This window comes from Duganella sp. FT27W (genome assembly GCF_009295655.1).
In the GTDB taxonomy this organism is placed as follows: Bacteria; Pseudomonadota; Gammaproteobacteria; order Burkholderiales; family Burkholderiaceae_D; genus Rugamonas; species Rugamonas zoogloeoides.
Window position 1 is genome coordinate 495,641 of the sequence record NZ_WHIV01000001.1, and the last position, 12,974, is coordinate 508,614.

The window sequence follows — 12,974 nt, forward strand, 5'->3', positions numbered from 1 at the left end:
TGCGAAGGTAGTCTCCGGCATGGTTGCGGGGCTGTTATTTCGCTCCGCCGATCACCACCGCGCCAAACAGCGCGGGTATGTGTAGGGTCAAACGGCCGTCCTGCGCGGTGGCGGTGCCGCCATCGAGCGCGTTGACGTATGGGCCGGCCGGCGCACCTGCCGGCAAGGTGACGGTCACCGTGGTGGCGGTGGCCGCGTTGTTGGTGGCGGTGATGGCCCAGGTGCCGCCGTCGCGGCGCGCCAGTACCACCACGTGGTCGTCGAGCAGCAGCGGGGCGTCGATGCTGCCGTGGCGCAGTACCGGATGCGCGGCGCGCATGGCGATCAGCGCCTTCACGTCCGCCAGCAGCGCCAGGTCCGGCTTGCCGCCCAGATCCGCCCACGGGTACGTGGCGCGGTTGAGCGGATCGTCGCCGCCGTTCACGCCCACCTCGTCGCCGTAGTACACGGCTGGCGAACCGGGGAAGGTCATCTGGAAGAACATCGCCAGGCGCAGGCGCTGGCGGGCCAGCGCGGCGGCGGCCGGATCGTTGCCGTGATCGCCCAGCACGTGCAGCGAACGGGCCTGGTCGTGCGTGGACAGCAAATTCATCAGCGCATAAAACGCTTGCGGCGGATACGCTTCGCGCATCATCTCGATGCTGGCGTATGCGGTGCCGGCCTTGACGCCGCTGGCGTAGTCGAGCACCGCGTTGCGGAAGATGTAGTTCATGGTCGAATCGAAGGTGTCGCCCAGCAGGAACTTGGACGAATCGAACCAGGTTTCGGCCACCGTCAGCGCGTCGCTGCGTTCGGCCTTCACGACCTTGCGCCATTCGCGCCAGAAGTCGTCCGGTACCCACGGCGCCACGTCCATGCGCCAGCCCGACGCGCCCCGTTGCAGCCACAAACGGGTGATCGAATCGGGTGCGCCGTAGGCGAACTGGCGGTACGACGGCGAGTTCTTGTTCAGCTCCGGCAGGTCCACCGTGCCGCCCCAGCCCTTGTATTGGCGATTTGGGTCGGTCTGCTTCGTGTCGAACACGTACCAGTCGGCGTACGGCGACGCCGGATCGACATGCTCGCCCCGGAACGCGCCCTGGGCGTGGTAGTTGGCGTAGCGGTCGAAGTACACCGAGTCGCTGCCGCTATGGTTGAACGAGGCGTCGGCAATCACGCGGATGCCGCGTTTTTTCGCTTCCACGGTCAAGCGGGTGAAGTCGGCATTGCTGCCGAAATGCGGGTCGATGTTGCGGAAGTCGGCCGTGTCGTATTTGTGGTTGCTGGCGGCCTGGAACACCGGCGTCATGTAGATGGTGTTGGCGCCGAGGTCGCGGATGTAATCGAGCTTGTCGATCACGCCCTGCAAATCGCCGCCAAAGAAATCGTTGTTATCGAGATTGTCGGATCCGTCGCCGCTGCGCGGACGATACGGTTTGTCGAGCCAGTTGGCATGCAGTTCGATGCCCTGGTCGTGGTAGCGCGTGACACCCGGCTTGGGATCGTTGGCGCGGTCGCCGTTGCGAAAGCGCTCGGGGAAGATGTAGTAATAGACGGCGTCGCTGGCCCATGCTGGCACCTGGAAATCGGGCGCATACACGGTCTGGCGAAACGGCCGGATGGTCTGGCCTGTAACCACTGCCTGCGCCGTGCCGATACCGTTGACACCTTGTTCGCGGGTCCAGTACAGCGGCTGGCGGTTGTTCTGGTACAGGTACTTGCGTCCCTTGATCTCCACCTCGAAGTGGTAGCCGTACACGCCGATGTCGGCGTAACGGTAGGTTGCGCTCCAGCGGTTCTTACCCGGTTGACGTTGCATGGCCACCCGCGCCACCGGCGCGTAACTGAGCACTTCCTGGTTGCCTTCCAGCGTGCGGCGTTCGATCACCAGCGTGGCCTTGGTGATGCCGGGGAGTGCGGCCAGGTTGAGCGTGACCTCGCTGCCAGCCTTGACGGCGCCGAACGGCGCCTTGTCGGCCAGGCTGCGCGAGTCGTGCGCCAGGCTCATTGCGACCGGGTCCGTGGGCACGGCGGTGTCGGGATCGACATAGCTGCGCGGCCCCACCGCGATCTGCGGCTTGCCGTGGTCGAAGCTGACCTTGATGGTCTGTGCACCGGCGAACTGCTGGTGGAACGTGCCGAAAGTGGCCTGCTCGGACCAGGCGGCGTCGCCGATCTTGAATTCGTACTTGCCGTTGAGGTCCACGTTCAGAAAATACGCATCGCACTGCCAGGCCAGCTTGTACGCGTCTGCCACGCCCCAGTTGTTCATGGTGCCGCGCACGAACAGCTGCGCCGCCTGTGGCGCCTCGCTGCAGGCTGCCCACGCGTCGGCTGGCGTGCTGGCGACGATGCCGGCAACCATGCTGATAACTGCTGCAGCCAGCAGGCGCTTGCGCAGGCCGGGCAAGGTCGGGGGCAGCAGGAGGGCAGGTAAAACGTGCATCGGATTCCTTGTTGGGATGGGTGGTAGGCGAAGATACCCGGGCGCGGTGGACTCCCGTTAGCCGCAAAAACAACAGCGGCAGCGGGAATCCAACGCACCTGAAGACAGTCTTTAAGTTACGTGAAGGAAGTCTGAAGAAATGGCCGGCGCGCTAAGGCCTGGGCGCCGCTTTTGGGGTAAAGCGGATCGCCTGGCCGCCGCCCGGCGCCAGCCGCAGCGTGAGCTTGTCCTTCGACGTCACCGTGCGCTGCTCGGTCACCAGGTCGAAGCGGTGGTCGTTGCGGTAGTCGGCCTGGTCGCCGTCGCGGTAGATTTCGGCGATATAGCTTTTATCGGCGTCGAGGAAATCGAGCGGCAGCGGCAATACGCGCGCAAAGCCGTCGGTCACCGCGCCCACGTACCAGTCGTCGGACGCGCGGTCCTTGCGAGCGATGGTGGCATATGCACCCACGGCGCCATTGAGCACGCGCGTATCCGCCCAGTCGGTGGGCACATCCTTGATGAATTTGAACGCTTGCGGGTACCGGTCGTAGTTCTCGATCAGGTCGGCCGCCATCACCACCGGCGAATAAATCACGACGAAATTGGCCAACTGCTTGGCCTGGGTGGAGTTGAACCAGCGCCCGTCCAGCCCTTGCAGACTCAGGATGCCTGGCGTGTAGTCCATCGGTCCGCTCAGCATGCGGGTAAATACCAGGCTGGCTTCGTGATTGACGCTGTTGACCGGATTGCCCCACGCATTGAATTCCATGCCGCGCGCGCCTTCGCGCGAGAGCCAGTTGGGGTAGGTGCGGCGCAGGCCCGTGTCCTTCACTGGTTCATGCGTATCGATCGACAGCTTGTATTTTGCCGCCTCGGTGACGGCCTTGACGAAATGGCGCACGCCTTCCTGTCCATCGGTGTAACCGTAATGCACCTTGCCGCCGGGACCCGCGAACTGCGCGCCGCCGGCATCTGCCACGTAGCCGGACTTGATGGTGTCCACGCCCAGCCTGGCGTAGAGCTGGTAGGCGGCGTCCATCTGCGACTCGTACCGGGCGATATTGCCGCCGGTCTCGTGATGGCCCACCAGGCGCACGCCGCGCTCGCGTGCATAGGCGGCCAGGCCGGGCAGGTCGAAGTCGGGGTATGGCTGGGTAAAGCTGAAGGTGGAGCCGCTGCCGGCCCAGTTTTCGTCCCAGCCGAGGTTCCAGCCTTCCACCAGCACGCCGCGCAAACCGTGTCTGGCGGCGAAGTCGATGTGGCGCCTGGTGTTGGCGGTGGTGGCCCCGTGCCGCGGCCCCGAACTCCAGGTGCTGCGCTCGAGGTGCATCTCCCACCACACACCCACGAACTTGGACGGTTTGACCCACGAGACATCTCCCAGCTGGTTCGGTTCATTGAGGTTCAGGACCAGGTCTGACATGTACAGGCCCGGTGCATCGTCGGCGATCTGCATGGTGCGCCACGGCGTGTTGAACGCGCCCTTGTGCACCACCGCCGGGCCGCTGGTCGACGGCGTGAGGTGGGCGCGCAGCTTCTGTCCTTCCACGCGGCGCAGCCACATCGACGCGTAATCGACCAGCGCCGCCTCGTGAAAGGCAATGTGGATGCCGTCATCGGTGCGTACCGTCAGCGGCGTATTGGCCATGCCCACTTCACCGAGGGCGGTCTTGCGGATCGGGTATTCGAGCGCCATCACCTCGCCGGCCGGCTGCCACCAGGCCTCGGCCGGCTGCGCCACCACGAACTCGGTCAGCTCGTCGCTGATGTGGATCGCCTTCATGTGCGCCTGCTTGGGAAATTCGTAGCGGAAGCCCACGCCGTCGTCGAACACGCGGAACACGATGGCCAGGCGGCGCCCCGCAGCGTCTTTCTGGCGCACGTCCACGCGCAACTGGGTGTAGTGGTTGCGCACGAAGCGGCGCTCGCCCCACGGCTGCTCCCAGGTATCGTCGTGCATGGTTACCTGCTGGCGCGCGATCCTGAAGCCTGCGTCGAGCGGCGCGCCGTTGGCCAGTACGAAACCGAGGCGCGATGACGAGATCACCGGCTTGCCGTGGCGCGAGACCTGGTACGCCAGGCGGCCGTCCTTGGCCACCTGCACCGACACGTCGAGCACCTTGCCCGGTGACGACGCCGTGGCCAGCAGGTCGTCGGCCCACGCGTTGGCGGTGCTGACCACGATGCCGAAAGCGACACAGCCTGCGGTGGAGATCCAGCGATGTTTATTGACTTGCAGTTGCATGCGATTCCCGGTTGTTGGAGCGAAGCAGATGGTTGATGTATGCGCCGTGCGCCGGCATCACGTCCACGCACTTGCGCATGACGGCGGCAACGCCGGCGAGGTGATTGGCGACCTGCTGTTCGCCCGGTACGTCGGCCAGTGCGTGATAGCCGCTGGCAGCGATGCCCTGGCCGACCAGCACCTGCAGCCAGCCCACCTCGCTAAACAGTTCGCCGCCTTCGCGCACGATGCGCCCGCGCGAGCGCCACAGTTCCAGCCTGGCCTGCAAGCTGTCGGGCAGCGCCATGGTGCGGCAATGGTCCCAGAACGCGGTACCGGTACGCCGGGTGGCGTGGTAGTGCAGGATCAGGAAGTCGCGGATGCGTTCGGACTCGAACGCGCTCTGGCGGTTGTATTCGTCGCTGTCGGCCTGGGCGAACGCGCGGTCCGGGAAGAACGCCAGCAGGCGGGCAATCGCGGTCTGGATCATGTGGATGCTGGTCGATTCCAGCGGTTCCAGAAAGCCAGATGACAGGCCGATTGCCACCACGTTGCGCTGCCACGGCGCGGTGCGGCGCCCGGCGCCAAAGCGCAGCAGCTTCGGCTCGGCCAGCGGTGCGCCGTCGAGGTTGGCCAGCAGGATGGTGCGCGCTGCGTCGTCGTCCATGTGGGCGCTGCTGAACACATGGCCGTTGCCGGTGCGGTGTTGCAGGCCGATGCGCCATTGCCAGCCGGCCGGGCGCGCGGTGGCGCGCGTGTAGGGCAGCGGCTCACCGGCGCTGGCGCACGGCACGGCCCAGGCGCTGTCGCATGGCAGCCAGTGGCGCCAGTCCTCCCAGCCGCTGCCCATCGCGGCGCCGATCAGCAGCGCGCGGAAGCCCGAGCAGTCGATGAACAGGTCGCCGTGCAGCAGTTCGCCGTGTTGCAGACGGACGGCGTCGACGTGGCCGTCCGCTGTGCGCAGCACGGTATCGACCACCTTGCCCTCGGTGCGGCGCACGCCGCGCGCCTCGGCATACGTGCGCAGGTAGCGCGCATACAGGCCGGCATCGACGTGGTAGGCGTGGGTGATGTCGCCCAGCGGCGAGTTGGCCAGCGCCGGATCGGCGGGCATGAAGCGATTGGTGCGTGCGGCCATCTGGTTGATCGAGTACCGACCCAGGTCGTGTTCCTTGCCGGCGTGATGCTGGCGCAGCCAGTAATGGTGGAAGTCGAGCGCGCCCAGGTCCTGGCCGAAACGCCCGAAGCCGTGCATATAGCGCTCGCCCTCGTGGCCCCAGTCGCAGAATTCGATACCGAGCTTGTAGGTGGCGCGGGTGGCGCGCACGAAGTCGGCTTCGTCTATGCCCAGCGCTTGATTGAAGCGCCGTATCATCGGGATCGTCGATTCGCCCACGCCCACGGTGCCGATGTCGTCGGACTCCACCAGCCGGATCGCGATGCTGTCGCCCAGCGTCTTGCTCAATGCGGCAGCGGTCATCCAGCCTGCCGTGCCGCCGCCCACGATGACGATGGTGCGTATGGGGTGCTGGCTCATTTCACCAGGATCCGGTAACTCCATGGCGTGAGCCTGAAGGTGGTGGCGGCATCGACGTTGACCGTCGCGCCGGTGGCAAAGTCGCGGTACGCGCCATGGTGCAGGGTTTTGCCGAAGGTGACATCGACCGCCTGGCCCGACAGGTTCAGCACCGCAAACACCTTGTCCTGGTCGTTGGCGCGCACGAAGCTGAACACTTTTTTCTGGTCGCTGTTCGGTACCTGTTCCATCTGCGCGCCGTATTCGCCGTTCCACAGCGCGGTGTTGGTCTTTTTCAGGCGCAGCAGCTTTTGATAGAACGCGAAGTAGGGGGAGTCGTTCCATTCGATCGGGTCGCGGTCGAAAAACGCCAGGCGCTTGCGGTTGCCTGCTTCCTGGCCGTTGTAAATCATCGGCATGCCTTCGCTCAGGAACGAGAATGCGATGACCGCATCCGTGGCGGCGCCGAAGGTTTCGAATTCCGTGCCTTCCCACGCGTTCTTGTCATGATTGGTGGTGTACAGCATGCGGTAGGCCTGGCGCGGGTAGAACTTGCGGTTCCACGCGTAGTAGCTGTACAGCGACGTGGCGTCGGCGCGGCCTTCGGTCGCCAGTTTGACGGCTTCCCACCAGCTCCACGCGTAGCTGGCGTCGAACGCGTGCGCGTGCAGGTCGCGGCTCTCCCACTCGGCCAGCATGAATACGGGCTTGATGGCGCGCAGCTCGCGCGCCGCATGGTCCCAGAAGTCCTGCGGCACCAGGCCGGCGGCGTCCGCGCGGTAGCCGTCGATGTCCGTTTCGCGCACCCAGTACAGCAGCGCTTCCGTCATGTAGCGGCGCAGGGCCGGCTGGCTGTAATCGAGGTCGATGATGTCGTCCCAGTCGAACCACGGCGTGGGCTGCGGCTGGCCGTCGGCGCCGCGCGCATACCAGTCCGGGTGGCTGGCGCGCAGCACGTTGTCCCACGATGTGTGGTTGCCCACCCAGTCGATGATCACGCGCTGGCCGTTGGCGTGGGCGGCTGCCACGAAGGCCTTGAAGTCGGCCATGGTGCCCAGTTCCGGGTTGACGGCGCGGAAGTCGCGCACCGCGTACGGGCTGCCCAGCGTGCCCTTGCGTTTGACCTCGCCGATCGGATGGATCGGCATCAGCCACAGGATGTCCACGCCCAGCGTTTTCAGGCGTGGCAGCTGCGCGGTAGCGGCCTTGAACGTGCCCTCGGGCGTAAACTGGCGCGTGTTGATCTGGTAGATGCTGGCGTTTTTGGTCCAGTCGGCGTGCTGGAACTGCACGTACGGCGCGGGCGTGTACGGATCGGCGGCGTGGCAGGGGCCGGCCAGCAGCGCTGCCAATGCCGGCAGGGCACGCAGGGCGCGCAATGGTTTTTTTATCATGAGTACTCCGGTGGTGGTCTCCGCCGCTGTACGCGGCTCGGACGATGGTCGGGCAACCGTGCGCCAGGGTCAATGCGCTGGGGGAAACGTTGACAGTTAGACGCGCATATCTGAATGCAACCTGAAGATAGTGCGTATCGCCAGCACAACATCGAACTGCTACACTCGCCGCATGAAAATTCTGATGATAGAAGACGACCTGGCGATCGGCCGCGCGCTGCTGGCGGTGTTCCAGGACGAAGGCCATGCCTGCGTGTGGCTGCGCATGACGGCCGGCGCCATGGAGCGCGTGGAGGCCGAGCATTTCGACGCCGTGATCCTGGACCTGAGCCTGCCCGACGGCGACGGCACCGACCTGCTGCAGGCGATGCGCACGGCCGGCTACAGCCTGCCGGTATTGATCATCACCGCGCGCGACAGCCTGCAGGACCGCCTGTACGGGTTCGATATCGGCGCCGACGACTACCTGATCAAGCCATTCGAGATTCCCGAACTGCTGGTGCGGCTGCGCGCCATCGTGCGCCGTTGCAGCGGCACCATGGACGCCGCCGAACACATATGGACGGCCGGCACCATTACGGTCGATGAAGCACGGATGCAAGTGTCGCGCACCGGCGTTCCGGTGACGTTGTCGAAGACGGAATTCGCGCTGCTGCTGGCGCTGATCAAGCAGCCGGATCGCGTGCTCACCCGCGCCGAACTGGAAAAACGGGCGCTGCCGCATAGCGAGGGCCAGACCCTCGACGTCCACATATTCAACCTGCGCAAGAAGATCGGCGAGACCGCGATCCGCACCGTGCGCGGTGTCGGCTACATGGCGCAGGCGTGAAGGGAGCGAGCATGTTGAAACGCCTGGGCAGGGGAATGCAAGCGTCGCTGTTCCGCCGGCTGATGCTGGGTTTCAGTTGCGTGATCATCGCAGTCGCGCTCATGGGCCTGCTGTGGGTATTCCTGGAAGCGAAGGCCACCCAGACCACGCGCACCTCCAGCGAAAACCGCGCCCATGTGCGCGCTCTGCTGATGCACATGCGCGACATCGCCGGTCAGCCCGAACACATGCGCGAGACGCTGGAGCAGAGCGAGGCCGCGCGCGTGCAGATGTTCAGGGAACTCGATTACCACTCGCGCGTGCGGCTGCGCGTGTGGCAGTACGGGCGCCTGATTTACAACTCGCAACCGGATTTGCCCGACGTGCTGCCCGCCAAAGCGGAACATGGTCACTATGCGTGGGTGCGCTGGTCCGAGCGCGACGACCGCACCGGCGTGGTGGTGGAGCGCAGCCACGAGGTGGACGACGAATGGATGCTTACCCTGTGGGGCGTGAACTTCCTGCTGTCGTCCACTATCTTCAGTTTGCCGTTGCTGCTGGTGCCCGCGTGGCTGATCGTGCGCATCGGCCTGAAACCGCTGCGCACGATTGCGGCGGCTATCGAACAGCGGTCCGACGCCGACCTGTCGCCGCTGCCCGACTCGAAATACCGCGAGCTGTCGCCATTGGTGGCGGCCACCAACGCGCTGATGGCGCGCCTGAAGCAGCGCATCGAACACGAACATGAATTCTTGGCCGACGCCGCGCATGAGCTGAAAACGCCGCTGGCGGCAATCCAGATCAACACACACGTGCTGCTCAGCCGCGTCAGCGGCGAGACCGCTGCGCGTTGCGCCGAACCGGCGGCCGGCGTGCGCGAAGGCGTGGCCCGCACCACCCACACCGTGCACCAGTTGCTGGCGTTCGAGCGCATGCGCGCCGGGCCGGAAGGCGAGCCGTTGCCGCTGCTGGAGCTGGGCGCCTTCGTGCGCGACCGGCTGGCGATGGCGGTGCCGCTGGCCCTGCACCGCAATATCGAGATCGAGTTTTCCGCACCGCCGGCCTGCCACCTGCCGCTGCACGTGGAGAGCCTGGGCGCCATGCTCGACAACCTGATCGGCAATGCCGTGAAATATTCGCCGGATGACGGCCGCATCGCGATCCGGCTCGAGGAGGCCAAAGTTGGTACCGGACCACGGTTGACCATCACCGACCAGGGGCCGGGCATTCCGGCGGCATTGCGCCAGAAAGTGTTCGAGCGCTTTTACCGGATCCTGGGGCAGGAACAGTCGGGCAGCGGCCTGGGACTGGCGATCGCCGAACGGGCGGCCGCCCGCAACGGCGCGACCATTTCGCTCGATGAAGGCGCTCAAGGCGCCGGCCTGGCGGTGACCATCGCATTTGCCGCCGCCTGAATGGCCCAATTCTCACCAATTCTTCCACTGGTTTCATTTCGGCATTAATAGTATGCTTCCGCTGCAACTTTTTGCATTCGAGAAGCGATCTCATGCTCACATCGGGTATTCACAGGAAATCTGTCAACAGCGCGCGCCTGCTGCTTTGGGGCGCCGGCTGGGCATTGGCAATGGCCGTGGGCGTTGCCGCATATTGCGTGGGCGGCCGCATTGTCGATGCCGATGCCCGCCAGCGTTTCGACCACCTGGCCCGCAGCACCCAGTACGCGATGTCCGTGCGCATCAAGGCGTACGCCAATGTCACGCGCGGGCTGGCGGCGCTGTTGCAGACCAACGACGCGCTTGATCGCCGCCAGTTCCAGCAGTACGTCGCCGGCCTGGATCTGCCGCGCCAGTTTCCCGCCGTGGTGGCGATGACCTGGGAACCCGAGACCGGCGCTGGCTTCGTCGCCCACCAGGGCGCCTATCCTCCCGGCCATGCCGGCGCCGGGGGCGTGTTCGGCATGGGCCTGCCGGTGTACCGGGATGGCATGCCGCAGGATGATGCGGCCCAGCGCCGCGCCGCGTATCGCGGCATGGCGGGCCTGAATTTCTCGGTCGCGAAGCTGATGCAGATCGTGCTTGACGAAACCATGGTGCGCGACGTGCGCCTGGACCTGTACGCCGATGGCAGCGTCGATCCCGATCGCCGCCGACTGGTGATCGAGCCGCGCGACCGCCTGCTGTTCAGCGAACACGGTGCGCAGCCCGGTGCGGCGCTGGCGGACGGCGACTATTTCGAGTCGGTGCTGCCGGTCGATTTCAACGGCGCCTTGTGGAAGGCGCGGTTCCAGGTGCGCAAGACGGCGCTGCGCAACGGCTTCGATGTGTACTTCCCGCTGGCGTCCGCGCTGGTAGGCGGGGCCGGCACGCTGCTGTTGTACAGCTACCTGGCGGTGCTGTACCTGTCGCGGCGGCGCGCGGTCAAGCACCGCGTGCTGCTCGATACGGTGCTCAACAACCTCGACGCGCACGTGTACATGAAGGACCAGAACCGCCGCTACATCTATGTCAATCCGAAGATGGCCGAGCACCTGGGCCTGCCGGAGGCGGAAATCGTGGGCCGGCGCGACCGCGAACTGATGCCCGAGGAGAAGGCCGATGCCGCGTGGGCGCTGGAGCGGCCGGTGTTTGCCGATGGCGTCAAGCGCGCCAGCGAAACGCAGTTCGCCTGTCCCGCCGGTGTGGCGCAGTACCACTGGAACGTGCGGGTGCCGGTCACGCTGGGACGCTCGGTGACGGCGGTGATTGGCGTTTCGACCGATGTCACGGAACTGCACCAGTTGAAGGACCGGGCCGATACCGCCAACCGCGCCAAGAGCGATTTTTTGTCGAACATGAGCCACGAGATCCGCACGCCGATGAACAGCATCATCGGCATGGCCCACCTGGCGCTGAAAACGGTTACCCATCCAAAGCAGCGCGACTACCTGCAAAAGATTTATCACTCGGGCCAGCACCTGCTGGGCATCATCAACGACATCCTCGATTTTTCCAAGATCGAGGCGGGCAAGATGGACCTCGAGGTGCTCGATTTTTCCATCGACATGCTGCTGTCCAACCTCACCAGCCAGCTGGGCGACGTGGCCACCGCGCGCGGGCTGGAGCTGGTGTACGAGATTCATCCCGACCTGCCGCGCCAGTTGCGCGGCGACCCGCTGCGCCTGGAGCAGGTGCTGATCAATTTCACCAGCAACGCCATCAAGTTTTCCGAGCAGGGCAGGGTGCACGTGCGTGCGCGCCTGCTCGAAGAGCGCGACCAGCACCTGTTGGTGCGTTTCGAAGTGCAGGACCGGGGCATCGGCATGAGCGAGGACGAGGTGGCGCAGCTGTTCCAGTCGTTCCACCAGGCCGACACCTCGACCACGCGCCGCTACGGCGGCACCGGCCTCGGACTGGTGATCAGCCAGCAACTGGCGGAGTTGATGGGCGGCCGGGTAGGCGTGGAGAGCCGGCTCGGCGAAGGCAGCACGTTCTGGTTCACGGCGCGCCTGGACCTGCCGTCCCGCGCCATACCCGACGAAGGTGATGGCGGCGATAGCGGCGACGGCGCCAACGCTTACGATCCGCAGCAGGCGGGCCTGTTCGAGAGCATCCGTGGTGCGTCGATCCTGCTGGTGGAAGACAATATCTTCAGCCAGCAGGTGGGGCAGGAACTGCTGGAAGACGGCGGCGCCACCGTGTGCGTGGCCAACAACGGCAAGGAGGCGATCGACCTGCTGCTCAAGGAGCGTTTCGACTGCGTGCTGATGGACGTGCAGATGCCGGTGATGGACGGTTTCGAGGCCACGCGCCTGATCCGCGCCCACCCCAGGCTGTCCGGCACCCTGGTAATCGCCATGACCGCCAACGCCGGCCGCGACGACCAGCAGCGCTGCATGGACGCCGGCATGGACGAATTCGTAACCAAGCCGGTGGCGCCACGGCTGCTGTTCGCGGTGCTGGCCAAGTGGCTTGACCAGCGCGCCGCCACGCCGGAAGGGGCGCTGCGGCCGGTGGTGCCGCCGCCACCGTCGTTCTTCACCATGGCCGACGGCCAGCCCACCGCCGCCGGCGCCATGGTGCTGCAGGCCGCATCGGCGACTGAGCCGCAGGCCGCTGCTGCGGCCAGCCTGGCGGCGGACGTGCCGGCCGCTGCGCCGGGCGCGCCAACGCCGCCGTCAGCGCTACCGCCGACAGCGCTACCGCCGACAGCGTTGCCGCCGCAAGCACCGCAGCCGCCATCACAGCAAGCACCGCAGCCGCCATCGTCGCCGTCGCCATCGTCGCAGTCAGTGCCGCCTGCCGAAGGCGAACTGTTCGACATCGCCGCGCTGGCGCAAACCTTTGCCGGCAAGCCGGACAAGATGCGCAAGTACACCCAGCTGTTCCTCGACTCCGCGCGCGACACCATGGTGGAAATCGATGCCGCACTGGCCGCTGCCGACCTGGCGCGGCTGTCGGAACTGGGCCACCGTCTCAAGTCGTCGGCCCGCGCGGTGGGCGCCATGCGCTTCGGTAACCTGTGCCTGGCGCTGGAACAGGGCCGCCAGGACGCCGACACGGCCAGGGCAGGTGCGCTGGTGGCGCAAATGCACGCGTTGTTGCTGGTGCTGGGCCCGCACATGGAACAGGAACTGCTGGCCTACGATGCCGGCTAAGGCGATAATAGGGTTTTAATCCGCGTTTCGC

The 12,974-nt window shown here is 65.8% G+C and carries 7 protein-coding genes; 3 read left to right on the forward strand and 4 right to left on the reverse strand.

Going from position 1 to position 12,974, the window contains the following annotated elements; genetic code table 11:
• Positions 1-34: 34 nt before the first annotated feature.
• The 4 genes from F8197_RS02090 to F8197_RS02105 all read right to left on the reverse strand — a co-directional run bounded on the left by F8197_RS02090 (position 35) and on the right by F8197_RS02105 (position 7,541).
• Entirely contained in the window at positions 35-2,425 is a 2,391-nt protein-coding gene (locus tag F8197_RS02090) for a glycoside hydrolase family 13 protein (protein ID WP_152879621.1), read from the reverse strand.
• A gap of 151 nt (positions 2,426-2,576) precedes the next feature.
• On the reverse strand, positions 2,577-4,652 hold the full coding sequence (locus tag F8197_RS02095) for a glycoside hydrolase family 97 protein (RefSeq protein ID WP_152879623.1): 2,076 nt from the start codon (positions 4,650-4,652) through the stop codon (positions 2,577-2,579).
• The gene (locus F8197_RS02100; protein ID WP_152879625.1) at positions 4,633-6,168 is read right to left on the reverse strand and encodes a tryptophan halogenase family protein; all 1,536 of its coding nucleotides are present in this window, start codon (positions 6,166-6,168) and stop codon (positions 4,633-4,635) included. The genes F8197_RS02095 and F8197_RS02100 overlap by 20 nt, the downstream gene beginning before the upstream one ends.
• Positions 6,165-7,541, reverse strand: a complete 1,377-nt coding sequence (locus tag F8197_RS02105) for an alpha-amylase family glycosyl hydrolase (protein ID WP_152879627.1) — start codon at positions 7,539-7,541, stop codon at positions 6,165-6,167. Before F8197_RS02105 ends, F8197_RS02100 begins: the two co-directional genes overlap by 4 nt.
• Before the next feature lie 184 nt (positions 7,542-7,725).
• On the opposite strand from F8197_RS02105, the gene F8197_RS02110 reads away from it, so the two are divergent.
• From F8197_RS02110 to F8197_RS02120, 3 genes are all read left to right on the forward strand, one after another.
• Positions 7,726-8,370 carry a response regulator transcription factor gene (locus F8197_RS02110; protein WP_227012018.1) on the forward strand — a complete coding sequence of 215 codons (645 nt, stop codon included), beginning with the start codon at positions 7,726-7,728 and terminating at the stop codon, positions 8,368-8,370.
• 11 nt (positions 8,371-8,381) lie between these two features.
• Positions 8,382-9,764: a HAMP domain-containing sensor histidine kinase gene (locus F8197_RS02115; RefSeq protein ID WP_227012019.1), complete on the forward strand. Its 1,383-nt coding sequence runs from the start codon at positions 8,382-8,384 to the stop codon at positions 9,762-9,764.
• Between the two features lie 92 nt (positions 9,765-9,856).
• On the forward strand, positions 9,857-12,943 hold the full coding sequence (locus F8197_RS02120; RefSeq protein ID WP_193333305.1) for an ATP-binding protein: 3,087 nt from the start codon (positions 9,857-9,859) through the stop codon (positions 12,941-12,943).
• The last annotated feature ends 31 nt before the right edge of the window (positions 12,944-12,974 follow it).

Coding starts and splice junctions, on each gene's coding strand:
- F8197_RS02105 (WP_152879627.1), bottom strand. CDS start 7,541: ATGATAAAAAAACCATTGCGCGCCCTGCGTGCCCTGCCGGCATTGGCA.
- F8197_RS02095 (WP_152879623.1), bottom strand. CDS start 4,652: ATGCAACTGCAAGTCAATAAACATCGCTGGATCTCCACCGCAGGCTGT.
- F8197_RS02115 (WP_227012019.1), top strand. CDS start 8,382: ATGTTGAAACGCCTGGGCAGGGGAATGCAAGCGTCGCTGTTCCGCCGG.
- F8197_RS02090 (WP_152879621.1), bottom strand. CDS start 2,425: ATGCACGTTTTACCTGCCCTCCTGCTGCCCCCGACCTTGCCCGGCCTG.
- F8197_RS02110 (WP_227012018.1), top strand. CDS start 7,726: ATGATAGAAGACGACCTGGCGATCGGCCGCGCGCTGCTGGCGGTGTTC.
- F8197_RS02100 (WP_152879625.1), bottom strand. CDS start 6,168: ATGAGCCAGCACCCCATACGCACCATCGTCATCGTGGGCGGCGGCACG.
- F8197_RS02120 (WP_193333305.1), top strand. CDS start 9,857: ATGCTCACATCGGGTATTCACAGGAAATCTGTCAACAGCGCGCGCCTG.